We start from the raw sequence: 24,156 nt of genomic DNA on the forward strand, positions 1-24,156 counted from the left end.
AGGTCTGCGCTCCGGTGCTCGCCCTTCCTAGGGCTGCAAAGGTTTTCTATCACGCTGAAAAGAAGAAAAAGTGCTAAAATACCAATCGAAAAAAACCGCTCATTTTATTGAGCGGTTTTCTTTTTATGATTCATTCCATTTGGAGATGGTTTGGTCGCTAGGAAGTAAGAAGGCTAGGATGCCTAATATCGGTAAAAAGGCAACACCGATCATGGTAGGCGTTAAGCCGAAGGCATCAATGAATGAGCCGAGGGCAACCGATCCGATGGCACCCATACCAAACGCAAGCCCAACAGTTAAACCAGACATTGTGCCAATTTTCCCGGGAAATAGTTCTTGGGCATAAACCACGGTGACAGAGAAGCTTGATGTCAAAATGAGCCCAATCAGCCCGAGTAAAACATAAGCAAAAACGGGTCCGGCAAATGGCAGCAGCAGGGCAAGTGGGAAGGATGCCAATAAGGAAACTAAAATGACGTTTTTCTTTCCAAATCGGTCTGCAAGCGGCCCGCCTAAAAATGTCCCAATTGCACCTAGAATAAGAAATAAGAAAATATAAGTCTGTGATTCTTTAATCGTCAAACCGTATTGTTCAATCGCATAAAACGCATAGAAATTTGAAATGGCATTTCCATACCAAGAGCGGGCAAAGATGAGAAAGACGATAATGCCAAGTGCAATGAGTGCTGATTTACGATGAATTTCAGATCTGGCAGCTTTTGCAGGAGCTTTTTTCGCTTGGGCCCGAATGGTTTGAAGCCTTCCTGCGTACCATCTTGAAATATAAAGAAGGAAACCGACCGCCATCATTCCGACAATCGTAAACCACGCCACGCCTGTCTGACCGAGCGGGACGAGCATTAATGCAGCGATAAGCGGAGCAAAGGCTTGACCTGTATTCCCGCCTACTTGATAGATGGACTGTGCAAGTCCTCGTCTTGGACCAGCTGCCATGTTGGCAACACGGGAGCCCTCTGGATGGAAGATCGCTGAGCCAAGTCCGATAAAGACAACACAAAGCAGAATGGTGGCAAAGGATGGAGCAAACGCGAGTCCGAATATACCGACAGCACTTGAAAATAAAGCAATCGGAAGCGCATAAGGCATCGGCCGTTTATCTGTGTACCACCCAATAGCAGGCTGCATCACGGAGGAGACCATATTTAATGTAAAGGCAATCAGCCCTAATTGTGTAAAGGTCAGCCCCATTGATCGTTCTAAAATAGGGAACATCGCAGGAATAACGGCTTGCAATGTGTCGTTCAGCATATGACAAATTCCAATAATCAATAAGATGGGATAAACCGTTGAGCCAGTAACAGAATGTTGAGGTTTATCCTTTGTACGAGCAGCAATGGCCAATGAGACTTCCTCCCTTCATTTATCTGTTTTCTGATTTTTGCATTCTTCTCATTTTATTCATAAGGTGAACTATAAAACAATAGCAAATTGTCATGATTTAGAAAAAAAGAGACACAAGCGCTTGATGAAGCGTGTGTCTCTAAGGGTTATTTATAAAAAGAAGCGATCACAGGCTTCATTTTTTGAACGACGAGTCCACTGCCGCCGCGGTTTTTCACACCTTCGATCATGCCGACGAGGACGTAATCTTCTTTTTTAGGATTAAACGCAAGTAAAAATCCATTTTCAGTGCCGTCTGTTGCACCTTGTTTGCTCTTTAGTTCTGCCGTTCCCGTTTTAGCGGCAATATCCGCTCCTTCAATTTGTAAGGAGTGGGCTGTCCCGTTTGGACTGGTCACGACCTTAGTCAATGCGTCTTTCACTGTGTTTGCCGAGTCTTCTTTGATGATTTGTTTTGGTGATGCTGTTTTTTCATCTTGAATCACTCGAGGGTAGACAAGCTTGCCTCCCGTGGCAAATGGAGAATAGGCATGTACTTGTTCAATCGGTGACATGAGTAATTCGCCTTGCCCATACGCTGAGTCAGCCAGTAAGATATCCGATTGAATACCATCGTTCGATACTTGTGCAGGCTTCATTGTAAATGGCATGTGTAAGTCTTCGCCAAATCCAAATGCTTGCACTTTTTTCTCGTAGGTGTCTTTGCCGATTTCGAGTGCTTCCTGTCCAAAATAAATATTGTCTGAGTACACAAGGGCATCGACCATATTTACTTTTTCTTTATCGTGAACCCGTGTGATGCGGTAATTTCCCCAAGATTGATCCTTTTGCCATTTCAGTCCGTGAATGGTGCGCACTTTGTCAGGCTTTGTGACACCTGTTTCCAGCCCAATGGCTGCTGTAATGGTTTTGAATGTGGATCCTGGTGCATACCGGCTCGCATATCGAGCTTGGAATGGAAGGTCTGGGTTTTCACTGTATGCCTGATATTGCTTAGGTGTAATCCCGTTTGTCATGAGATTGACATCGTAGGAAGGGGTGCTGACAAGTGCTAATAGATCACCAGATGATGGATTCATGATCGTGACGGCCCCTTTTTCACCTTTCAGCTGATCATAGGCTTTTTTCTGTAAAGATGCATCAATCGTCAGCTTCACTGTTTTTCCATCTTTTCGAGCTGATTTTTGTAAAGTTTCTTCAATGCCTGTTTCATCATGGACGATGAGAATGCTTCCGCCATCCTGGCCGCGTAAGTTTTTATCAAATGTAAATTCAAGTCCGGTTTTGCCGATGATTTGATCCGCTTTTAATGCTGGATTTCTTTTGATATCATCCGCATTTGCTTTTCCGACATACCCGGTGAGATGAGCGGCGGCTTCGTTATATGGATAGTAGCGCATTTCCTTTGATTGATAGGTGACGCCATTTATGTCCTTTGGAATTGGCTTTTGTTTTAACATCGATTTGAGCGGGACAAACGTGTCGTCTGTGACCCATGCTTGTTTCAGCTGATTGTTGATTAGTTCTTCCTCTATATCAAAAGCTTTGCTGATTTTTTTGATATTGCGTTCTTTTTCTTCACCTGTTCCGAGCTTTCCTGGGATGATGCCAAGTGCGTTTCCACCAGTTGTTTCTGCCAGTGTACGTCCTTTTCGGTCAACAATGTTTCCGCGGACAGCAGGGTCTGATTTGACCTTGATGGTATCTCCCTTCTCCATTTGCGGGAAGATGAGATTTGGTTTCCAGTCCACTTTCCACTTGTCATCCTCTTCGGAGAGAATACCCTTGTAAGACAGCTTATGCAGCTTGCCAAGAGACGTTTTCATCGTTACATCATAAGAAAATTGATATCCATTTCCTTTGTCCTGTTTTTCAACGTTGAGCTTTGATATGTTCAGATCATAAGCACCAATGCCGTTGAAAATATTGTCGTATTTTTCGGCTAGTTGTTTTTTTGAAAAGTCATTGGCTTTCAAAGATGCACTTGTCACCTCATCTGCCAGCTTCGTAAAGTCTTTCTTCTCCATATGTTTCGTAAAGTTTTGAGCGGCTTTTAAAGCCTCTTTTTCTTTTGAGAAAAGAGTATCTTTTAAGAAAAAGAAAGCAGCAGCAACGACGATGATGCTAAGAAGAGGGATGATGACTTTTTTCTGTTTCCAAAATGATTTTTTTTGATCCGTATACAATGAAAACACCTCAATTTTTGATTAGATCCTCTATATTTTACAGTGATTGGTCATGATTTGTATAGTTTCTCCTATGAAAATAGACCAAGGGATCAAGTCATGGTTTGGGTAATGGGAGTAAAATAACAGCTATTCCTAATGAAATATATCTTCATTTTTTCTTATGATTTAAAGGATTTCTTAAAAGATCATCGAATGTGGAAAATTAGAAAAAATATGACAAGCGCTTTCATTAGGGGGAATTGTTATCGTTTATAAAAAGGTGAATTTGATTGGACTTGTTCTTGGACCGACACTCTTTTTAATCGTTCTTTTTCTCATACCTGAAGATGAATTGACCTATGCTGCGAGGGTAGTCTTGGGCATTACGGCTTGGACGGCCACATGGTGGGTGACTGAAGCACTTCCCATTCCTGCTACATCTTTATTGCCCATCATCCTTCTGCCGACACTTGGCGGGCTTTCTATGGAACAGACATCAAGGTCTTATGGAGATCCAATCGTCTTTATGTATATGGGAGGATTTATGATCGCAATTGCCATTGAAAAATGGAAATTACATAGAAGAATGGCCTTACACATTTTGAGGGTGATTGGCACAAGAAGTGACCGCATCGTATTAGGTGTCATGATCGCGACTGCTTTTTTATCTATGTGGATTTCGAATGCAGCGACAGCACTAATGATGCTGCCAGTGGCACTTGCAGTGATTAAAGAGGTTAAGACAAATGAAATTTTATCTGGTCCATCTCTCGATCGATTCAGTAAAAGCATCTTATTGTCGGTAGCGTATTCAGCTTCAATAGGTGGTTTGGCGACACTTGTCGGGTCTGTGCCAAATGCGGTGTTTGCTGCGATGTCAAAAAAACTGCTAGATCGAGAGATTATGTTTTTCGAATGGTTTTTGTTTGGTTTTCCTGTTGCGATGATTCTGCTCATTCTCTTATTTTTGTATCTGACGAGGGTACAGTTCAAGGTAGAGCACAAAGGTGAAATGAGTGCAGCGTTCATTCAAAAAGGATTAGAGGATCTAGGAAAAATGAAAAGAGAGGAAAAATGGGTATTTGTTGTTTTTCTCATGACGGCGTTCTTATGGATTTTTAAGCTCTTTTTGTTTGGAGGGGTGACTGTATCTGATACGTCTATCGCCATTTTCGGTGCCATGCTGTTGTTTCTCATTCCAGCAACAAATGGAGAGAGAATATTAGAATGGCAGGATATGAAGGAATTGCCGTGGGGACTTTTGCTTTTGTTTGGAGGAGGGCTTTCGCTCGCTACTGGCTTTGCAGAAACCAATCTAACAGGATGGATCGGAGAAAATTTACAGCATTTAAACGGGCTTTCGTATATCATGCTGTTGATTATTTTAACGGGAGCGATTCTGTTTATGACTGAAATTATGTCAAATACGGCTGTTGCCAATATGATTATTCCGATTACGGTAGGGCTTGGGCTTGCGATCGGAATCGAGCCGTATGGTTTAATGGCCGCGGCTGCTTTGGCTTCCTCCTGTGCGTTTATGCTGCCGATTTCCACACCGCCAAACGCCGCTGTCTTTAGTGCGGACGTGCTGAAAATATCTGATATGGTCAGGGCGGGTTTTTGGTTAAATATCATCAGTATTGTGGTGATTGTTCTTGCGGTTTATTTCTGGCTGCCGATTGTGCTGAAAAGCTGAGCGTCTTAAGAAGAGGAAGGCTTTGATCGAATCGAGACGACCGGTGTTTTTGTTTCTTTTGGCTTCGGTGCTTGTGTGGACTTTTTGATGCGCGTTTCCTTTGGCGTGTAATAGGTTGCCCCAATATTGAGCCTGCCTTGAAGCTGGTCAATAGAAAGCTCCCCAAATTCTAAGTGGTAATCAATTTTGTCCACGCGCAGGGATTCGATATGGATGTGTGTATCCTCTGAGACAGGAGCAGCTGGTGCAGACATTTTTTGCTCAAGAGCAGCGAGTCTTTTTTCTAGTTCAATGACAGATGGGGATGGATTGGATTCAGTTTTTTTAAAGAGTGATTGAATGAAATGTTTCAAGTAGACCACAACCTTTTCTTCCGCCTTGCTCTAGTCTATGGAAAAGCTGCCCGGTATATACTTATAGAGATGACAAGAAAGGGGAGAATCATATGCTGCCTACTCAGATTCACATTGCCCATATGAAAACGAATTCAATTGGCACAGGATCATCTATGACGTTTAGCTCGACGTTTGTTCGCAATCATTGCAGTACGATCAAACGAAACAATGGCTTTGGGGAACAGAATGCTGATGGCGTGATCACGATCCTGCCGATTGAAACAATTGATGATCGTGATCAAATAGACGCAGTGAGTATCAATATTCGTCATCTATGATGATAGCAGTCGCCTTTCCTTCATCCTTTTGCAGACGGATGTAAAGTACACCGTCTTTAAAGGCAGCATTCATTTGACCAAGAATCATTTCTGGAAGGCGGATTTTCTTTTCAAACGGACCATACTTCCCTTGCTTTTGGCGAAAGTCCTGCTCGTTAAAAAAAGAAAAACGCTGTCCTTTCACAACCAAATATTCACCATATGATAACACCTGCACATCTTCCTTTCTGTAGCCAGGCAAGTAAATTAAGTATTGAATTTCTGCATGGGTTTCTACCATGTCGATTGGTGGAAACGACGCATCTGATCCCCGCTGATCCTGCTGTGTGAATGTAAATGGAGATGGACCGTTTGCCATAAAGGGGGATCTTTGCTCATCATCGAAGATCATTTTCCAAAAATCATCTCCATGCATTTGCTGGGCAATATCCATCCACTGCTTCATTTTTTCGAAGTCCATGTGAAGACCTCCCGTTAACATACTTGATGGGTGCTTGCATATACCTATAAAAAGGAGGTTTATCTGTGGTTCAACCAACTCCGTATATCAATATTAATATTTTCATGTTAAAAATTAATTCCTTTGAAAATGCGTCGGCGGTGAATGTCGGACAAAATTTGTTAGCAGAGTGGCAAAACTCAGATAAAAAAAATCAGGGTTACGGACAGAATTTTGGAGATGCCAGCGGTTTTGTCGGTACAAAAAGCCATGTAGATGATCGAGATCAAGTGGACTCACCTGCCTCTTTTTCGCCAGCAGCTAAACCCATTCAAAGGAAGTGACGTGTGATGTTATTCTCACCCTCAGTCGTCAATGTCGGTGCTTTTAAAATCAATGCAATGGATCGAGGTGCATCACTGACGCTAGGACCTTATCAGCAGATTGATTATTTTCTCTCGATGAAATTGAATCAAGGTTTTGGTGAGGACAATGGAGATTGTTCACCGCTTGTCATTCCGATTTCAAGCGTGTTAGATCCAGATATGGTGGACTCAAATTCAGTCAAAAACAGCGTGATTTAAGCAAAAAAAGAGACCGGGAATCCCCGTGTCTCTTTTCTAATGTGTTTCATTGAGATGGCTTTTTCGTCTTGCATAGGTGAAATAAACAACAACACCGATGGCGATCCAGATGAGGAAGGCTCTCCATGTGACCCAAGAAAGTGTTGTCGCAAGTGTGATACAAATGATCGCACTGATAATCGGAAGCACAGGCACGAATGGCACTTTAAATGCTGCTGTCACATTCGGGTGTTTTTTCCGTAAAATGATGACCGCAATGGAAATCACCGTAAAGGCTGCAAGTGTACCGATGCTGACTAAATTCGCAAGCGTCGACAAATTCACAAAACCTACGATACATGCTGCGACTGCACCTGTCAGCCAAGTGTTGGTAACAGGTGTTTGTGATTTTGGATGAACCTTTGAGAAAACCTTTGGCATAAGTCCATCGCGGCTCATCGCAAAGGTTAAGCGAACCTGTGCATATACTAGGGCAATGAGTACCGTTGTAATCCCGATAATGGCACCGGCTGATATGATACCCGCCACACTATTTAGGCCAACGACTTGAAGAGCAAATGCGACAGGATCACTGACATTTAGTTTCGTATAGTGAACCATGCCTGTTAAGACAAAGGAAACACCGATGTATAAAATGGTACAAACCCCGAGCGCTCCCATAATCCCAATTGGCATTGCTTTTTGCGGATTTTTAACCTCTTCAGATGCATTGGCGATTGCATCAAATCCGAGGTAAGCAAAAAAGACCGTTGCTGCGCCTGCGACCACGCCTTCAAATCCCATTGGCATAAACGGTGTCCAGTTTTCAGGTTTGACGTAAGCAAAGCCTGAAATGATAAAGAGAAGGACGATGGCAATTTTGATCAGCACAATAATGTTATTCAGCTTTGTGCTTTCTTTGACGCCTCGTGAGACGATAAAGGTGATGAGCAAAATGATAAGTGCGCCTGGAAGGTTAAAGACGGCCCCATCAGCGGCTCCAGGTGCAGCTGATAAAGCCTTCGGTATGTGCAGACCGAATCCGCTGAGCAGTGATTGAAAATAGGACGACCATCCACTTGCTACAGCAGAGAGCGCAATGACATATTCAAGCATGAGATCCCAGCCCATTAAGAAGGCGAGAAATTCCCCAAGTGTTGCGTAGGAATACGTATAGACGCTTCCTGACACAGGAATGGACGAGGAGAATTCAGCGTAGCAAAAAGCAGCAAGGGCGCATGCAATCGCAGCCAAAATAAAAGATATAATAATCGCAGGTCCCGCATCATTTGCCGCAGCAACCCCCGTAATGACAAAAATTCCAGTCCCGACCACACAGCCAATGCCAAGCAAGATTAAATCAAACGTATTCAAGGAACGGCTGAGCCGCTTCGTTTGACTTTCAAGCATGAGCTGGTCGAGAGATTTTTTTCGAAATAAAGAACTCATGTTGACCTCCTAATGGATAAATCTTTTCGTAAGACGAATGTTAGTATATGCGCAAAAGACAATTTAGTCAATTGGTTGAAAAACGCTTTAAATCACTAAAGTGTTGAACGTCACAACCGAATAAGTGTATAAAAAGAGACATCCGCCGGAAGATCGAAGGCGGATGTGTGTCAGACGATCTATGTCTGTTCAGCAAATATTTTTTCATTGTACAGCACACTTGGATGAGTCGGGTAATGGGCGGATGAGGCAAGGTGATGTGTTTTGGCTTGCTCCAGATCGCCGAGCTGATAATAACAGTAGCAAAGCTGAAGATGAGGATACCATGTTTTATATTGTGTAAGTGTGAAGGCTGTTTCATTTTCAGGAGCCTTCAGCGCCTGCTCATACCAAAAGATGGCTGCCTGATGTTTATTTTGTATTTTTAGATGATCCCCGATCCGGCAGCAAAATTCTGGCCGGGGCTGATCATATAAGAAGGAACGTAATAATGAGGATAAGGCCGCTTCCTCAAAGCCTGCCGCATAATAGCAGTCCGCTAAATATTGGCATGTGCGAATTTCGTCCTCAATCCAGCACTGTTTTGTGTTTAAAAATTCATGATAAAAACGAATCGCCCTGACATGCTGTCCGTTGTCTCTTAATTCATTGGCAAAATAAAAGAGATCACGGGGCGTCATATCCTCTCCTTTTGCCAGCATGTCTTCATAAATTCGCAAGTTGCGCCCAGGCTCTCCAGCGGTTGTTTTCTTACGCTTTTGATGGGTGACGGCGATGTCAGCCGGTAAGATGTTTCCATACACTTGAAGAAACTCATGAACGGCTCCATACCACTGAAAGTTCAAGGCACGCTTGACGAGCCGATTTCTTCTATATTTAAAATTCACCTGACCGTCCTCACTAAATCCAACGTGGTAAAACATCGAGACGGCATCTACTGCGGGATCAAGCGTCTGTTTGAGCTGAAGCAGTTTTTGCTGATCCTCTTCAAGTAGGACATCGTCGGCATCCAGCCATAAGATATACTCTTTTGTCGCATGGGAAAAAGCGAAATTACGTGCTTTTGCAAAATGCTGGACCCATTCAAAATCCAGCACCTTTGCTGAAAAGGAATGAGCGATCTCCTTCGTTTGATCTGTTGATCCCGTATCAACGATGATCATCTCATCGACAATGTCTTGAACAGAAGAAAGACAGTCCGCCAGCACTTCCTCTTCATTTTTCACAATCATACATAAGCTAATGGTTATCATCTTTAGATCACCTCTTCATAGTGTATCGAGCATCAAAAGGAAACATTCTTTTCAGCAGCGGGTTTTTTAAAACTAGTTTTCTGCTACTGGCTGATTTAAAATAAAGGAAGAATCTATGTAAGGGCTGATAAAATGAGTTTATTGAATGTTGAAGGATTATATAAAACCTATGGCGAGAAAACGCTGTTTGATCATATTTCTTTTCATATAGAACCGAAGGAACGCATTGGTTTGATTGGACCAAATGGAACAGGGAAGTCAACGCTTCTAAAGGTTATCGCAGGACTTGAATCGTTTGAGGAAGGTGACATCACGAAAGCAGGGACACTTGATATCGAATTTCTTGAGCAAGATCCTGAAATGACCGGAAATGAAACGATTCTTGACTACATTTTTTCTGGAACGGCACCAATGATTCAAACGATGAAGGCGTATGAACAGGCACTCGCCGATTTAGAGCATGACCCGCAAAATGAGGCAAAACAAGAGGCGCTGATGCGCATGCAAAACCGAATGGATCAGGAAGACGCTTGGGATGCGAACCTTTCAGCAAAAACGATTTTGACAAAGCTTGGCGTGAAAGATGTGGGCCGCTCTGTACATGCATTATCAGGCGGACAGAAGAAGCGTGTCGCCATTGCTAAAAATTTAATTCAGCCTGCAGGTTTGCTGATTTTAGATGAGCCAACCAACCACCTTGATAATGCCACCATTGAATGGCTTGAAGGATACTTAAGCCAATATAGCGGTGCTGTCATTCTCGTGACGCACGATCGTTATTTCTTAAACCGGGTGGCCAATCGGATTTATGAGTTAAATCAAGGACAGCTTTATACGTATAAAGGAAATTATGAAGTCTTTTTAGAAAAGAGAGCGGAGCGAGAAGCAGAAGCTCAGGTGAAAGAAACGAAGCGTCAAAACTTGCTTAGACGAGAGCTAGCATGGCTCAGGCGAGGAGCAAAAGCAAGAACGACAAAGCAGAAAGCACGTATCGGGAGAGTCGAAGAGCTGAAGGATCAAAAAGGACCTGATGCGAAGGGAGAGCTTGATTTTGCCATCGGCTCGCACCGCTTGGGAAAACAAGTGATAGAGGCAGAAGACTTATCGATTTCATTTGCTGGCCAGACCCTTGTGGAGCGGTTTACAGATTTAGTTGTGCCGGGTGATCGTATCGGATTTATTGGACCGAATGGAGTCGGCAAAACTACTTTACTGAACTGTTTAGCGGGTAAAATCGAACCGACCTCAGGACAATTGACCATTGGACAAACCGTTCGTATTGGTTACTACACGCAGGATCACAAGGAAATGAATGATGAGCTGACCATCATTGAGTATATCAAGGAAACAGCTGAGATCGTCAAGACGTCTGATGGCGCCATTGTCACAGCAGAACAGATGCTGGAGCGCTTCCTTTTCCCAAGATCGATGCAGCGGACGTATATTCGTAAGCTGTCAGGGGGAGAACGCCGCAGATTGTACTTATTGAAGGTCTTAATGGAAGAGCCGAATGTTCTCTTTTTAGATGAGCCGACGAACGACCTTGATACAGAGACCCTCAGTATTTTAGAGGATTATTTAGAGCAGTTCCCTGGCGTCGTCATCACCGTGTCCCATGATCGATATTTCTTAGATCGAGTGGTTCACCGCCTGCTTGTCTTTGAAGGAAATGGCCGCATTTCACACTTCCAAGGTGCTTACAGCGATTATATGGAACAGGAAAAAGAGCAGAAGCGGACAGAGACAAAGCCTGCTGAGAAACAAGTAGAAGCCGCACCTAAAAAGAGAAAAAAACTTTCTTATAAAGACCAGCTTGAATGGGACGGGATTGAAGACCGGATACAGGCATTAGAGGAAAAACATCAGCAGCTTGAAGCCAGCATTGCAGAGGCAGGCAGTGATTTTGGAAAAATTCAAGAGCTGATGGACGAACAAAAAGCCGTCGCGGAAGAATTAGAACAAGCAATGGACCGCTGGACAGAACTGTCTATGATGATTGAGGAATTAGAAAGTAATTAATTGTATCGACAAACCGCAAAAATAAAACGAAGTGCTCTTAATGAGTCCTTGATCAACTATTTCGAACTGTAGAGAAGCTCTACAGTTCTTTTTGATAAGAGGACTTGGTTAAGCGTTGTGCTAATAAATGGATTCTTCCTTTTAGCACTCGACTTGAAAGTCTATGAGCCAGTTTTAAAAGCATAAATGAATTAAATTGCAATTTGGAAGTTTTATATCACATTAGGAGTACTATTATTTAGACATGCAAACTGTGCTAACAACTGAGGATTTGAATTCACGTACTAAAATTTAATTTGGATAAATAGAAAATAAGGTATATACAAAATTTCTAAAGAATAGAAATTCAGAAAAATATGTCGATTATAATGATATAGGAGCAAAATAAATGTGTGACCACAATAATTAAAGGAGAATTATATGTATATATCTAATGTTCATATTGAAAACTTCAGGTGCTTTAATGATTTTAAAATAAGCTTAAATAAAGGATTATCCATAATAATAGGTGAAAATAATGTTGGGAAATCAAATTTTTTAGAAAGCCTCAATTTAGTTTTTAATAGAAATTATTCATTAGCTAAAAAGACTTTACAGCAAGAAGATTTTTGGAGTGGTTTAACCATTAAGGATAAATGGCCAGAGATCAAAATAGAGATAACGCTGAGTGGCATTAAAACAGAAGATGAATTAGCTGTGACTAGTAAGTGGTTAACTAGGAATCCAGAAGAAGCAAAGCTCACTTATAAATATAGACCTAAGTCAAATATTTCTGTCAAACTGCCCAAAAGCCCAAAGCTTATTAGTGAAATCCAACTTCCATTACACGAATACGAGTGGGTGATTTATGGAGGGGAAATTGAAACAACTGATGCATTTGATTTTAACATGTTAGCTAAGTTTGGGATTGAGTACGTAGGAGCACTAAGAGATGCAACTTCTGAATTAAAAAAGTCATCCGGACAGTTACAACAGATATTAAAAAGTCTGGAGGTAAAAGAGAGTGAATTAGATAAAATAGCTAAAAAGTTAGAAGCACTTAATAAAGAAATTATAAAAGGCAAAGGTGTGCAAGAGACACAAGCTTATATTAATAGCTTTTTGGGGAAAATTACTGGTTTTTCGAGACAAGAAGTAAAGATACAAATGAGCGAAAATGATTATGCTTACCTCTTAAAGGATTTGAAAGTTTTAATTGGATCGGTTGGTGAAAATGCACATCCAGTTAATATAAACGGATTAGGCTACAATAATTTACTTTACATAAGCATGCTATTAACAAAGTTTACAACCTTAAAAGAGTTAAACCGGAATTCAAACTATCTTTTTCCGATTTTAATCGTTGAAGAACCAGAAGCTCATCTTCATACGCATTTACAAAAATACTTGGCTAAATATTTTTTTGGGCAAGAAGTAGTTGGACAAGTAATTATGACAACCCATTCTACTCATGTGAGCGCTCATGCAGATTTAGATAGTTTAATAGTTTTTTATAAGAAATCTAAAAAAACCTATTCAAGACGAATTGGTACAATTTTTGATTCAAGCATTAAAGAGCAAAGGGAATATAAACAACACTTGAAAAGATGGCTGGATGCAACTAAATCCGACATTTTCTTTGGAAAAAAAGTTTTATTATTAGAAGGGATTGCAGAACGACTATTAATGCCAAAGTTTTTTTCTATATTGTACAACACTAAAGATAATGTTTCGGGATGGGAGAATTCTTTAGAAAGCGAGGGAATATCTTTAATTTCGGTAGACGGGGTAGCATTTAGGCCATTCTTACAGTTGTTTAGCGATAAAGGATTAGATATAAAATGTGCTGTTCTAACAGATAGTGATCCTGAAGCTATTCCAGTAACAAATGAAAACGGAGAAGAAGTTCGAGGAACTGATGGTAAGGTTCTTAAGGAAAAAGTTTATCCATTTGAAGAAGGTCAATTCGAAATATGCTCAAGAACAGCGAATCTTAAAGCAGACTATTGCGAACAAAAAAATGTATATATATCATCTAATTTAAAAACATTTGAGTATGATTTGATTTTAGAAAATAATCAACAATTCTTTCTTGAATTAATTGAGAAACACAAAATAGGGACAACAAAAGATCGAGCAATGATTAAAAGTTTAAATAGTCATGAGTTTGCCAAAGAAGCTTATGAATTAATCTCAAAAGAAAAAGGGCAGTTTTCTCAGTATATATTAGATGAAATAAATGATGGGAAAGTTATTAATATACCTTTATATATTAGAACAGCGTTTGAATTTCTTATGGAACGGAATGAATATGATGCTACTAGCAGATAATGAAAAGTACAGGCGAGAAATTATAGAACAACCAATAGAGAATTCAATTGTTGTACATGCAGGACCTGGGAGTGGCAAAACAACTCTATTGATCCAAAGGTTGAAATATATTATAGAGAATCGTGAAAAATCTTATTCTGGAATTGCATGTATTACTTATACAAATGCAGCGAAAGACGAGATTATATTAAGATTGCAAAAGGAACAAATTGTACTGCCAAAAGAGTTATTCATTGGAACAATTCATTCCTTTCTATATGAGTATGTTATAAAACCGTATTCTCATTTGTTCAATCAGAATGAACAATTTAAGGTTACTCCAATTGGTTTTGCAAGAGCGTTAAAGAAAGAATTAGGCGAGTTGTTAAAGAAGTCTCAATTCACTATAAAAGAAAGTGAGTTTGCTGCTATTGAAAGTTTGGGGCATGATGAAGCAGGCCATCCTCATTGCTTTAGGGGGAAAATATCTTCACAAGTAGCTCGGAAATGGAAAGAAATATTGAAACAGAAGGGGTACATAGATCAACAAACAGCGATTTATCTGACTTATATAATTTTGAAAAAATATGAGCATATAAAAAAAGCTTTTAGTTTGCGTTTTCCTTTTATATTAATGGATGAATATCAAGATGTTACATATTATCAAGATAAGGTGTTTTCCTTGTTGACTCATTCTTCATTTTTTTGCGTAGGAGATGCTAACCAATCTATATTTAGTTTCACTGGAGCAGATCCATTTATTTTTACTTCTAAGGATAAGGATAAAAAATTCAAGAGGTACAATTTAATCAATAATTATCGAAGTACGAGTGATATTATACATTTTACCAATCGGAAAACGAATATTATTCAAAATAATGCTAGTGAACATAGATCATTTGAGGGGAGCGTTTTGTTTATAACTAATAAAAAAGAAATGAAAGATGTTATCGAAATTTTTCAAAGAGAACAAGCAAAGATAGACATTGATGAAGGTAGAATTCCGTTTCTAATATTAACAAGGAGAAACAAACTTCATAAGCAGATAAACCAAATTATTAAAGAAAATAATTTAGAAGTGAACCCTTTTTTAGATAAATTAAAGAATAATCACTATAGAAGATATCTTATATTAAAAAAACTATTAATTGCTATTGCTCATAAAAGGAGCAACAAATTGGATGAGGCTATAAATTATATTTCAGAAAGTTTGAGCTATCTCTTCTTCAATACTCATCCAGCTTATATTAAGTTAACCGACATTCAATATGATGCTTTTATGTGGAAGAGATTAAATGTATACACACTTCTCTATATAGATAGCTTAGACATTAATCAAGTTACCCCTGATAAACTGTTTGTAGAGTTGAAAGAATTTATAAGTAAAACATCAGAAAAAGTATTTGAGAGAAAAATAAATAGAAAGTTACGGATGCTCGATTATGATTGGAAGGGGACAAAAAGAACAGTAAAAGCAATTAAGCTGTCTGAACTGGTTGAAAGCCTAATGCATGAAGCTCAGTACACTCAGAAACTGAGTAATATTATGAGTATACATACAGCTAAAGGTTTGGAAGCAGAATGTGTATTAGTAATAGCTGAATCACAAAGTGAAATTAACGAGTGGTTGGCTTTTAATCAAAAATCAGAAGAGGCCAGAATAGGGTATGTAGCTTTTTCTAGGGCAAGAAAACTCCTATGTATATGGGCGCCATCATTAGAAACTGAAAAAATCGAGTGTTTGTATGACAATGTAAAGTTTATATAGCTGTACTAAATGAGAATCAATTTTCTTAACCATATTTGGGTTAAATAACAAACGAAACGATCTTCTAAGTATACCCTTAAAGAATATAATAAGATGGTGGAATCATGAAATATATTAATGACGATGAAATGTGGATGGAAGTTACTAAAAGAATAGAAAGACAACTTCATGAACAATATGAAGCCAATAGAAAGTATCAACAAAGTTATCCAATTGATATTCCGAATGATGTATGTAATCATGCTATCTTAAATGGAATTCAGATTGACAATAATTTTAATCCTAAAGTACATGACTTTGTGCCATTTATGAAATTGGATGATGAAGAATTATTCATTTGGACACATAAAAAAAATTCGTATTCCGCACTTGTTTCCAAGGTTTCTAAAGATGTAAAGAATGAAAATTTGTGGAAAAATATTGGGGCTGTCATTAGTCTAGCATACTCTTATTCCACAACTTTTGAGCACTCAATGAAGCTGGATTATAAGTGGTGTTATTATTTTGATTCGAATAAATTATTATTAGAACACACTATATATAATAAAGGTTATTATGAAAGTTTACCTATTGGGACTGTTCTTAAGCTTAATGACTTGTACGCTATTTCACCACTTATAGAATTGCTTTTACGAGACGAAAAGGCTTTTACTTCTATAAGTCTTTTTTATGCCTCATTGAATACTCACTTCTGTTGTTTAATATGTGAACTCAACAAAAAAACGTTAAAAAGTCACCCGAGTCATGAACCGGAATTGTGGGAGCAGGCAAGTCAAATATCCGATTATGAGGCAGCAATTGTACAGGCATGTAGGTGTGTAGAAGCACTTTTAGGAAAGCCACCTAATAAACAGAAACAAAAGCGTTTTTCAGAACATAAAGAAAAGTGGATTAAACAATTTGATATAGAACCTGATGAAGATTTTTTAGAGACTGGAACTACATTTATAGATTTTTACTATGAACTTTTTAATCTTAGAAACAAAGCAGCACATAGTTATGGAACGATTTCTTTTGAATTGGAAAGAAAACAAACTGTAGATGCACAATGTTTTGCATACTTAATACTTAGAGCATATGTTGAAAAGCACGTTTTAACACATGATAGAGTAACTAAAGCTCTAAGTATTGATTATCAGTTAATAAAGAAAACTGACGACCGCTGGGGGACCAATCAGACGTTTAAAGGTGATAACTAACACTGGCTTTCTTTCATCAGGTCTTTTGAGTACAGGATACAGCGGTGCGCTCGTATTTGATTCAATGATATGTAAAAGCGCTGTTTTCGTGTCGTCTGGAAGTGATGCTTGTTCAAACAACTCTACCTGAATGGACACAGAGCTACGCTGATTATGTGCACCATATTCGCTTATTTCTTTAGAACAAGGACACAATGTTGTGACCTGTGCATCACAGCCAATGTGACAGGTCCTTCCCTCCTTTAAAATTAATGTTATATGTGATCGTCACATGCATCAAAACTGATTTTGTACCAAGGGAAGTAAACTTGAACCGAGGCAGATGGCTGTTTCATTTGGCGAGCAAGCGCAGCAGTCAATTTCACATCAAGTGGCTTCCCGCTTTCATAAAACGAGTGCAGCTGTTCAGTGAGAAGGCTCTCATACGAATGCCTTTTTCATGAGCTGGCAGGGACGTACTCAGTGCAAAGTCAGCAGAAGTTGTTTGGTCCTGCGGCTCCGTTTCGATAAAATTCGTACATGAGAAGATACACGGCAGATTCCGACTTGTTCAAGATGAAAATAAAAGTCCTGTTCTGTTTTTTGAATATCCGTCATGTCTTCTTTTTGCCAAGGCTTTGTGCCAAGACTTGGCGGTACAGATCCGAATAGCTGGTGCCGTTCTTCTTTAGATGGAAATGAGCGCATATTGTACCTCCTTCAAATCGTAATTATTCCTATTTATTTTGCGATAAAACACGAAGGAAATCAAGGGTTAAAACTTTGACGTTTACGTTAAGGTTATAAAGGTGTATAATAAAACATGAATTGATGAGCAGGAGGCACTGGCGATGGAATGGATGAAAATTGATCAAGTGGCGAAAAGAAGCGGACTAACAAAACGGACGATTCGTTTCTATGAAGAGATTGGTTTATTATCAGCACCAAAGCGGACAGAGGGCGGCGTCAGACTTTACTCAGAAGACGACATGGAAGAGCTAGAGAAAGTGATGCAGGCAAAAGAGGTACTCGGTTTTTCTTTACAGGAGCTTCAATCGTTTATGGAAATCGGAAAGCAGCTAGAGCTGAATAAAGAAGGTTACTTGCTGTCGCTTGATCCGAAGGAACGATTAGAGAAGCTGTTAGATATTGATGCTCAGTTGGCTATCCAGCATCAATTAATTACAAAAAAGCTTGAAACGATTCAATCCTTTAAAAAGGATCTTGAAGCGATGAAAGAAAGAGCGGCTCATGCAATTGAGCAATTACAAAAATAAACACCTCTGCGTGTTTATTTTATTTTGTCAACATTTGAAGGAAAGGTTCTGATGGAATGAAGGAAGAAGAAGTGTTGAAACAGCGTACAAGTCTGCTTAGGCAGCCAAAAGCCGTTTGGGCTGTTGCCTTTGCGTGTGTGATTTCGTTTATGGGAATAGGACTCGTCGATCCGATCCTGCCAGCCATTGCATCACAATTACATGCATCTCCAAGCCAGGTGTCTCTTTTATTTACTAGCTACTTACTTGTGACCGGCTTTGTGATGTTTTTTACCGGCTTTATTTCTAGTCGGATTGGTGCGAAATGGACGTTATTAGTAGGACTCATTTTTATTATTGTTTTTTCTGCTTTAGGAGGTACTTCTTCAACGATTAATGAATTAATTGGCTTTAGAGGCGGATGGGGCATTGGGAATGCTTTATTTATTTCAACTGCACTCTCTGTCATTGTCGGTGTGTCTGTTGGAGGAAGTGCGAAGGCCATTATTTTATACGAGGCAGCACTAGGTCTTGGGATATCGGTTGGACCGCTGCTTGGCGGTGAGCTTGGAACAATTTCTTGGCGCGGGCCATTCTTTGGCGTTGCCGTGTTAATGCTTATTGCTCTTTTAGCGATTACCTTTATGCTACCACCTATGCAAAAGCCTCAGAAAAAAGTGAAATTATTTGAGGCTGTCGGAGCATTAAAATATAAAGGACTTTTAACGATGGCATCTGCCGCTTTCTTATACAATTTCGGTTTCTTTGTGCTTTTAGCGTATTCGCCATTTGTGCTCCATCTTGATGAGCATGGTCTTGGCTATGTCTTTTTTGGATGGGGATTATTTTTGGCTGTGACATCTGTCTTCTCAGCGCCGGTCATTCATCGCAAATTGGGTACATTAACAGCTCTTGTGGTTCTCTTTGCTTCGTTTGCTGTGATTTTATTCGGCATTGGAATTTGGACGTCTCATGTTGTGGTCGTGATCTGCGGAATTGTCATTGCTGGGGGAATTCTCGGTATGATTAATACGGTGCTCACAACAGCTGTGATGGGGTCAGCACCGGTTGAACGTTCAATTGCTTCATCCTCCTACAGTGCTGTACGGTTTATTGGGGGCGCGATTGCTCCTTGGATTGCCGGAGTTCTCGCTGAATCGTATACAGCAAGTACACCTTATTATGTCGGGGCTGCTGTTGTTCTTCTAGGCATGATTATTCTGCTCCTTGGACGTAAGCATTTGGTGAATATTCAAGCAGGTCATTAATTAGAAAAAAGCTCAGCGTGTAGACAAACCCTCGCATTCGGTGTCAGTCCTGTGCGCCGATGCTCACGAATGTCAAATTCGCTCCGCTTCGGTACTCGCCCTTCCTAGGGCTGCAAAGGTTTTCTATCACGCTGAAAGAAGACAAAGGGCTAAAATAAAGATCATTTTAGCCCTTTGTCACAATCATCTGAGCCTTATATCTTTAGAAGATATAAGGCTTTTTTGCCGTTATAATACTTTTGTCGTCCAAGATTCGCAATTCCAAGTTACGGTTGCCACATCTTGATAAAATTCAGGCTCGTGAGAAATCAATAAGACGCTGCCTTTATATTCTTTTAACGCACGTTTTAGTTCTTCTTTTGCATCGACATCTAAGTGGTTTGTCGGCTCATCGAGAACAAGTAAGTTGGTTTCTTCGTTGATCAGCTTGCAAAGACGGACCTTTGCTTTTTCTCCTCCGCTTAAAACAGACACACGGCTTTCAATATGTTTTGTCGTTAATCCGCATTTTGCAAGAGCGGCTCTGACTTCATATTGCGTGTAAGAAGGGAAGGTGCTCCACACTTCTTCAATACAAGTATTACTGTTTTGCTCTTTTACTTCTTGCTCAAAGTAGCCAATATGCAAGAATTCCCCACGTTCCACCTCACCAGAAATAGGTGTGATTTCCCCAAGAAGACTTCGGAGCAGCGTCGTTTTTCCGATACCGTTAGCGCCGTACAACGCAATTTTTTGCCCGCGTTCCATTTTCAAATTCAATGGGCGGGAGAGAGGTTCATCATAACCGATGACTAAATCTTTCGTTTCAAAAATCAGTTTCCCAGACGTACGTGCCGGTTTAAAGTGGAATTCTGGTTTTGGCTTCTCTGCTGCCAGTTCAATCATATCCATCTTATCCAGTTTCTTTTGACGGGACATTGCCATATTTCTTGTGCTGACACGTGCTTTGTTTCTTGCAACAAAATCCTTTAGTTCAGCCACTTCCTGCTGCTGTCTTTTATAGGCCGCTTCAAGCTGCTGCTTTTTGACTTCGTACACTTGTTTAAATTGGTCGTAATCACCAACATAGCGCGTGAGCTCTTGATTTTCAACATGATAAATCAAGTTAATAACACTGTTTAAAAACGGAATATCATGTGAAATGAGGATAAACGCATTTTCATATTCCTGTAAATAGCGCTTCAGCCACTCAATATGCTGCTCATCCAAATAGTTGGTCGGCTCATCGAGAAGGAGAATTTCTGGCTTCTCTAACAGCAATTTCGCTAGCAGCACCTTCGTACGCTGACCACCGCTGAGCTCCGTCACATCACGATCCAGTCCGAGATCCGTTAAGCCAAGACCTCTTGCAATCTCCTCGACCTTAGAATCAATGATATAGAAATCATTGTTTGTCAGTGCGTCCTGAATGACGCCCACTTCCTCTAACAGCTTTTCCAGCTCATCAGGATCGGCTTCACCCATTTTGCCATAAATGTCATTCATCGCGGCTTCCATGGAAAATAAATAATGGAATGCATCCTGAAGGACTTCACGGATCGTTCTGCCCTTTTCTAGCACGGTATGCTGATCAAGGTAGCCGACACGGACATTTTTCGCCCATTCGACTTTTCCTGCATCTGGCTCCAGCTTGCCAGTAATAATATTCATAAACGTTGACTTTCCTTCACCGTTGGCGCCGATTAAGCCGACATGCTCGCCTTTTAATAAACGGAAGGACACTTCGTGGAAAATGGCTCTGTCGCCAAAGCCATGACTTAAATCTTTAACAGATAATATCATTTTTTACACCTCAAATAGATTCAAAACGGCTAGTGCCTCTCATGATTATATCGAACTGTCCGGCTCGATAAAAGCATCAAAAGAAAAATTGCGTTTCAAAGCTGATTTTGAGATACTAAAGGATAGATTGAATGAGGATAAAGGAGATCGACATGACGGAAAATTGGGCATTTTTGAAAGAAGCAAAGCCATTTATTCAGGAAAACTTTCAAGCGGCTGGCTTCGAAAAACCAACAGCTATACAAGAAAAAACAGCAGAGTGGATTACGGAGAAGCGTGATGTGATCGCAGAATCACCAACTGGAACGGGGAAGACACTTGCGTATGTACTGCCGCTTTTAAATAAAATTGATGTCAATATCAAGCATCCGCAAGTCTTAATCTTGGCACCTTCAAGAGAGCTTGTCATGCAAATCTTTGATGTCGTGCAAGAGTTCAAACAAGGATCAGACATCAAAGCAGTTTCCTTGATTGGTGGAGCGAACATCAAGAAGCAGCAAGAAAAACTAAAGAAACACCCGAACATCGTTGTGGCGACACCTGGCCGTGTACAAGAATTAATCAAAATCAAGAAACTGAAAATGCATGAAGTCAAAACGATTGTATTAGACGAAGCAGATCAGCTTCTTGTGCCAGAGCATATGAAAACGATCCAAGGGATCATTAAGTCCACATTAAAAGAAAGACAAATCCTTTGTTTTTCTGCAACTTTGAAAGAAGAAACCGTTCAGCTGATCAAAGAAATGACAACTGAACCAGAAGTATTGAAAATTGCTAGAAGCGAGGAAGAAGCGCAGAAAGTGGGTCACTATTATCTGTTATGTGATCAGCGTGACAAAGTGAAACTGCTGCAAAAGCTATCACGGCTTGAGGACATGCAGGCGCTCGTTTTTGTGCGTGACATTACGAACTTAAGCATTTATGCAGAGAAATTAGCGTACCATCATGTCGACCTTGGTGTCCTTCATAGTGAAGCAAAAAAAGCTGAGCGTGCTGTGATCTTAAAATCATTTGAACAGCGTGAATTCCCGCTCCTCCTTGCAACAGATATTGCAGCAAGAGGAATCGATATTGATGATCTGCCATATGTAATTCATGCAGATATGCCAAATGAAGAGGGCTACATCCACCGTTCAGGCAGAACCGGACGCGCAGGAAAAGAAGGCGCAGTCATCAGTCTTGTCACACCTCAAGAGCAATCAATGCTGAAAAAAATGGCGAAAAAGCTGAATCTTTCGCTTGAAGAAATTGTGTATAAGCAAGGCCAGCTACACCTTGCGCCCAAGCAAGCATAAGAAAAGGACCCTCCATTATTGGCAGGGTCCTTTTTTGTTATGAAATTTTGACTAGCTGTTTTCCGACATTTTCCCCTTTGAATAGTCCAAGGAATGCATCAGGAATGTTGTCAAAGCCTTCTATGATTGTTTCTTTATATGTGAGTTTGTCTTCTTTTACCCATTGTGCGAGATCCTTCGCAGCCTCTCCAAAACGATCTGAATAGTTGGCAACGATGAAGCCTTGCATCAATGCGCTTGTTTTAATGAGTTTTGTTTGCACACGCGGTCCGATGTCCTCGCTTGCACTAATGTTATAAGAAGAAATGGCGCCGCACACTGGAATGCGTGCAAAGCGGTTCAAATGATTCATCACCGCATCTGAAATCTCGCCGCCCACATTGTCAAAGTAAACATCAACGCCGTTAGGACAGGCTTTTGCAATGGCATCATCTAAATTCTTTGTTGTTTTATAATTGATCGTTTCATCAAAGCCCAGCTCTTTTAAATAAGCGAGTTTATCATCAGATCCGGCAATTCCCACGACGTGTGCGCCTTTGATCTTAGCGATTTGCCCCACAACGGAACCAACGGCACCTGCGGCTCCAGAAATGACAACCGTCTCGCCTTCTTTTGGCTGGCCAATCGCAAGCAGGCCGAAGTAAGCGGTTTGCCCTGGCATGCCCAAAATCCCTAAATAATAGGACAATGGCGCAATGGACGGATCAATTTTAGTCAGAGATTCAGCTTTGGCAGTGGAATATTCTTGCCATCCAAGGAATCCAAGGACAAAATCACCTTTTTCAAATTGAGGCGATTTCGACTCAACGACTTCTCCGACAACACCGCCCTGAATCACTTCATTTAGCTTGAACGGAGGTGTATAGGATTTTGTATCCTGCATTCGCCCTCTCATATAAGGATCTACAGAAACATATTTCGTTTGAATCAAGACCTCTCCATCTTGCGGCACAGGTATATCGACTGTTTCAAAATGAAAAACATCTTTTGTAGGTAATCCTTTTGGACGTTTCGCTAATTGAATTTGCTTTTGTTGACTCATGTCAAATCCTCCCTTTCACTTGCAGCCTAGATTTACATTAACATGATGCTTCTTTTCGTTCAAAACATACGGTCTTTTCAAAACACATACAAAAAAGCAGCCACCATCTCAACGAAGGGGACTACTTTTTCTGAAAAGATACAGAGAGGAGCGGCGGGAGACAGCCAAACAGCTGATACACATCCGCATCACGTTCTTTTAACAAATATTCGTTTGCATTTTGCATGGAGGCTTTCATCATATCGCGCGTCACAAAAGGGAAAAGGATATTCAAGTATGAGGACAACAGGTCTTGTGGATCTTGTTCAATTGACTCGATATCTCCAATGTTAATAATGATGGAAAAGAGATAATCAATGGAGATGCGAAAGTGCTGTTCGGCAAACAATGTAAGCGGCTTTGAATTTGCTTCTTCAGGATTCCACTTTTGAAAAAGCTGTTTCACCAAATCACTGACAACCCAAGCATTAAACTGCTGCTCCGCTGAAAAGTAATACATCAGCTCTCCCTCATTTCTAGCCTCCAGTATAAGAATTGTACAACAAATCCACAGCAATGAACACGATATTTCAGAAAATTTAGTCATTTTTAAGCGATTTTTGTCAAAAATAAGCCAATAGGCACGGTCAGTACATCATGTAAATTGGATGTGCTCG

Annotated in this window: 22 protein-coding genes; 11 read left to right on the plus strand and 11 right to left on the minus strand. The window is 40.4% G+C overall.

Going from position 1 to position 24,156, the window contains the following annotated elements; genetic code table 11:
• Positions 1–123 precede the first annotated feature (123 nt).
• Together ACLGGR_RS17370 and pbp4 are read right to left on the minus strand one after the other, a co-directional pair.
• Complete coding sequence (locus ACLGGR_RS17370) at positions 124–1,362, minus strand: MFS transporter (protein WP_142946394.1); 1,239 nt, start codon at positions 1,360–1,362, stop codon at positions 124–126.
• A gap of 146 nt (positions 1,363–1,508) precedes the next feature.
• Entirely contained in the window at positions 1,509–3,548 is a 2,040-nt protein-coding gene (gene pbp4, locus ACLGGR_RS17375) for a penicillin-binding protein PBP4(5) (RefSeq protein WP_410973565.1), read from the minus strand.
• 262 nt (positions 3,549–3,810) lie between these two features.
• Here pbp4 and ACLGGR_RS17380 point away from each other — a divergent pair, with 262 nt between their 5' ends.
• Entirely contained in the window at positions 3,811–5,226 is a 1,416-nt protein-coding gene (locus ACLGGR_RS17380; RefSeq protein WP_410973566.1) for an SLC13 family permease, read from the plus strand.
• Positions 5,227–5,231: 5 nt separating this feature from the next.
• Here ACLGGR_RS17380 and ACLGGR_RS17385 read toward each other — a convergent pair whose 3' ends face one another.
• Positions 5,232–5,588 (minus strand): hypothetical protein, encoded by a 357-nt coding sequence (locus ACLGGR_RS17385; RefSeq protein ID WP_142946391.1) that lies wholly within the window; start codon positions 5,586–5,588, stop codon positions 5,232–5,234.
• An 83-nt stretch (positions 5,589–5,671) separates the two neighbouring features.
• Between ACLGGR_RS17385 and ACLGGR_RS17390 the strand changes: the two genes are divergently transcribed.
• Entirely contained in the window at positions 5,672–5,899 is a 228-nt protein-coding gene (locus ACLGGR_RS17390; RefSeq protein ID WP_410973567.1) for a hypothetical protein, read from the plus strand.
• Here ACLGGR_RS17390 and ACLGGR_RS17395 read toward each other — a convergent pair.
• Positions 5,880–6,359 carry an Hsp20/alpha crystallin family protein gene (locus ACLGGR_RS17395; protein WP_024424582.1) on the minus strand — a complete coding sequence of 160 codons (480 nt, stop codon included), beginning with the start codon at positions 6,357–6,359 and terminating at the stop codon, positions 5,880–5,882. The two genes, ACLGGR_RS17390 and ACLGGR_RS17395, sit on opposite strands and share 20 nt — an antisense overlap.
• Before the next feature lie 65 nt (positions 6,360–6,424).
• On the opposite strand from ACLGGR_RS17395, the gene ACLGGR_RS17400 reads away from it, so the two are divergent.
• The gene (locus ACLGGR_RS17400) at positions 6,425–6,682 is read left to right on the plus strand and encodes a hypothetical protein (protein ID WP_003213975.1); all 258 of its coding nucleotides are present in this window, start codon (positions 6,425–6,427) and stop codon (positions 6,680–6,682) included.
• Positions 6,683–6,688: 6 nt separating this feature from the next.
• A complete protein-coding gene (locus tag ACLGGR_RS17405; protein ID WP_008344178.1) occupies positions 6,689–6,922 on the plus strand; it encodes a hypothetical protein in 234 nt (77 codons plus the stop codon).
• A gap of 36 nt (positions 6,923–6,958) precedes the next feature.
• Here the strand turns inward: ACLGGR_RS17405 and bcaP are convergent, their stop codons facing one another.
• Both bcaP and ACLGGR_RS17415 read right to left on the minus strand, forming a co-directional pair.
• A complete protein-coding gene (gene bcaP, locus ACLGGR_RS17410) occupies positions 6,959–8,350 on the minus strand; it encodes a branched-chain amino acid transporter BcaP (protein ID WP_142946389.1) in 1,392 nt (463 codons plus the stop codon).
• Between the two features lie 179 nt (positions 8,351–8,529).
• Positions 8,530–9,603: a tetratricopeptide repeat-containing glycosyltransferase family 2 protein gene (locus ACLGGR_RS17415; RefSeq protein WP_410973568.1), complete on the minus strand. Its 1,074-nt coding sequence runs from the start codon at positions 9,601–9,603 to the stop codon at positions 8,530–8,532.
• A 132-nt stretch (positions 9,604–9,735) separates the two neighbouring features.
• Between ACLGGR_RS17415 and ACLGGR_RS17420 the strand changes: the two genes are divergently transcribed.
• The 4 genes from ACLGGR_RS17420 to ACLGGR_RS17435 all read left to right on the plus strand — a co-directional run bounded on the left by ACLGGR_RS17420 (position 9,736) and on the right by ACLGGR_RS17435 (position 16,878).
• The gene (locus ACLGGR_RS17420; protein WP_410973569.1) at positions 9,736–11,622 is read left to right on the plus strand and encodes an ABC-F family ATP-binding cassette domain-containing protein; all 1,887 of its coding nucleotides are present in this window, start codon (positions 9,736–9,738) and stop codon (positions 11,620–11,622) included.
• Positions 11,623–12,042: 420 nt separating this feature from the next.
• On the plus strand, positions 12,043–13,932 hold the full coding sequence (locus tag ACLGGR_RS17425) for an ATP-dependent nuclease (RefSeq protein ID WP_410973570.1): 1,890 nt from the start codon (positions 12,043–12,045) through the stop codon (positions 13,930–13,932).
• On the plus strand, positions 13,844–15,679 hold the full coding sequence (locus tag ACLGGR_RS17430) for a UvrD-helicase domain-containing protein (RefSeq protein ID WP_410973571.1): 1,836 nt from the start codon (positions 13,844–13,846) through the stop codon (positions 15,677–15,679). The genes ACLGGR_RS17425 and ACLGGR_RS17430 overlap by 89 nt, the downstream gene beginning before the upstream one ends.
• Positions 15,680–15,783: 104 nt before the next feature.
• Positions 15,784–16,878, plus strand: coding sequence for a hypothetical protein (locus ACLGGR_RS17435; protein WP_410973572.1), 1,095 nt, complete (start codon positions 15,784–15,786; stop codon positions 16,876–16,878).
• Here the strand turns inward: ACLGGR_RS17435 and ACLGGR_RS17440 are convergent.
• Both ACLGGR_RS17440 and ACLGGR_RS17445 read right to left on the minus strand, forming a co-directional pair.
• A complete protein-coding gene (locus tag ACLGGR_RS17440; protein WP_410973639.1) occupies positions 16,819–17,136 on the minus strand; it encodes a GTP cyclohydrolase, FolE2/MptA family in 318 nt (105 codons plus the stop codon). The genes ACLGGR_RS17435 and ACLGGR_RS17440 overlap by 60 nt on opposite strands.
• A 201-nt stretch (positions 17,137–17,337) precedes the next feature.
• The gene (locus ACLGGR_RS17445; protein WP_410973573.1) at positions 17,338–17,565 is read right to left on the minus strand and encodes a hypothetical protein; all 228 of its coding nucleotides are present in this window, start codon (positions 17,563–17,565) and stop codon (positions 17,338–17,340) included.
• Positions 17,566–17,708: 143 nt separating this feature from the next.
• On the opposite strand from ACLGGR_RS17445, the gene ACLGGR_RS17450 reads away from it, so the two are divergent.
• Together ACLGGR_RS17450 and ACLGGR_RS17455 are read left to right on the plus strand one after the other, a co-directional pair.
• A complete protein-coding gene (locus ACLGGR_RS17450; protein ID WP_142946385.1) occupies positions 17,709–18,134 on the plus strand; it encodes a MerR family transcriptional regulator in 426 nt (141 codons plus the stop codon).
• Between the two features lie 56 nt (positions 18,135–18,190).
• The gene (locus ACLGGR_RS17455; RefSeq protein ID WP_410973574.1) at positions 18,191–19,381 is read left to right on the plus strand and encodes an MFS transporter; all 1,191 of its coding nucleotides are present in this window, start codon (positions 18,191–18,193) and stop codon (positions 19,379–19,381) included.
• Between the two features lie 228 nt (positions 19,382–19,609).
• On the opposite strand, the gene ACLGGR_RS17460 is transcribed toward ACLGGR_RS17455, so the two are convergent.
• On the minus strand, positions 19,610–21,163 hold the full coding sequence (locus tag ACLGGR_RS17460) for an ABC-F family ATP-binding cassette domain-containing protein (RefSeq protein WP_410973575.1): 1,554 nt from the start codon (positions 21,161–21,163) through the stop codon (positions 19,610–19,612).
• A 152-nt stretch (positions 21,164–21,315) separates the two neighbouring features.
• Here ACLGGR_RS17460 and ACLGGR_RS17465 point away from each other — a divergent pair, with 152 nt between their 5' ends.
• Positions 21,316–22,458: a DEAD/DEAH box helicase gene (locus tag ACLGGR_RS17465; RefSeq protein WP_410973576.1), complete on the plus strand. Its 1,143-nt coding sequence runs from the start codon at positions 21,316–21,318 to the stop codon at positions 22,456–22,458.
• Positions 22,459–22,495: 37 nt separating this feature from the next.
• Here the strand turns inward: ACLGGR_RS17465 and ACLGGR_RS17470 are convergent, their stop codons facing one another.
• Positions 22,496–23,500 (minus strand): NADP-dependent oxidoreductase, encoded by a 1,005-nt coding sequence (locus tag ACLGGR_RS17470; RefSeq protein WP_410973577.1) that lies wholly within the window; start codon positions 23,498–23,500, stop codon positions 22,496–22,498.
• A gap of 121 nt (positions 23,501–23,621) precedes the next feature.
• Positions 23,622–23,999: a YfmB family protein gene (locus tag ACLGGR_RS17475; protein WP_251217053.1), complete on the minus strand. Its 378-nt coding sequence runs from the start codon at positions 23,997–23,999 to the stop codon at positions 23,622–23,624.
• Positions 24,000–24,156: the final 157 nt, after the last annotated feature.

It is taken from the genome of Bacillus sp. BD48 (genome assembly GCF_046566805.1).
Taxonomy (GTDB): Bacteria; Bacillota; Bacilli; order Bacillales; family Bacillaceae; genus Bacillus; species Bacillus safensis.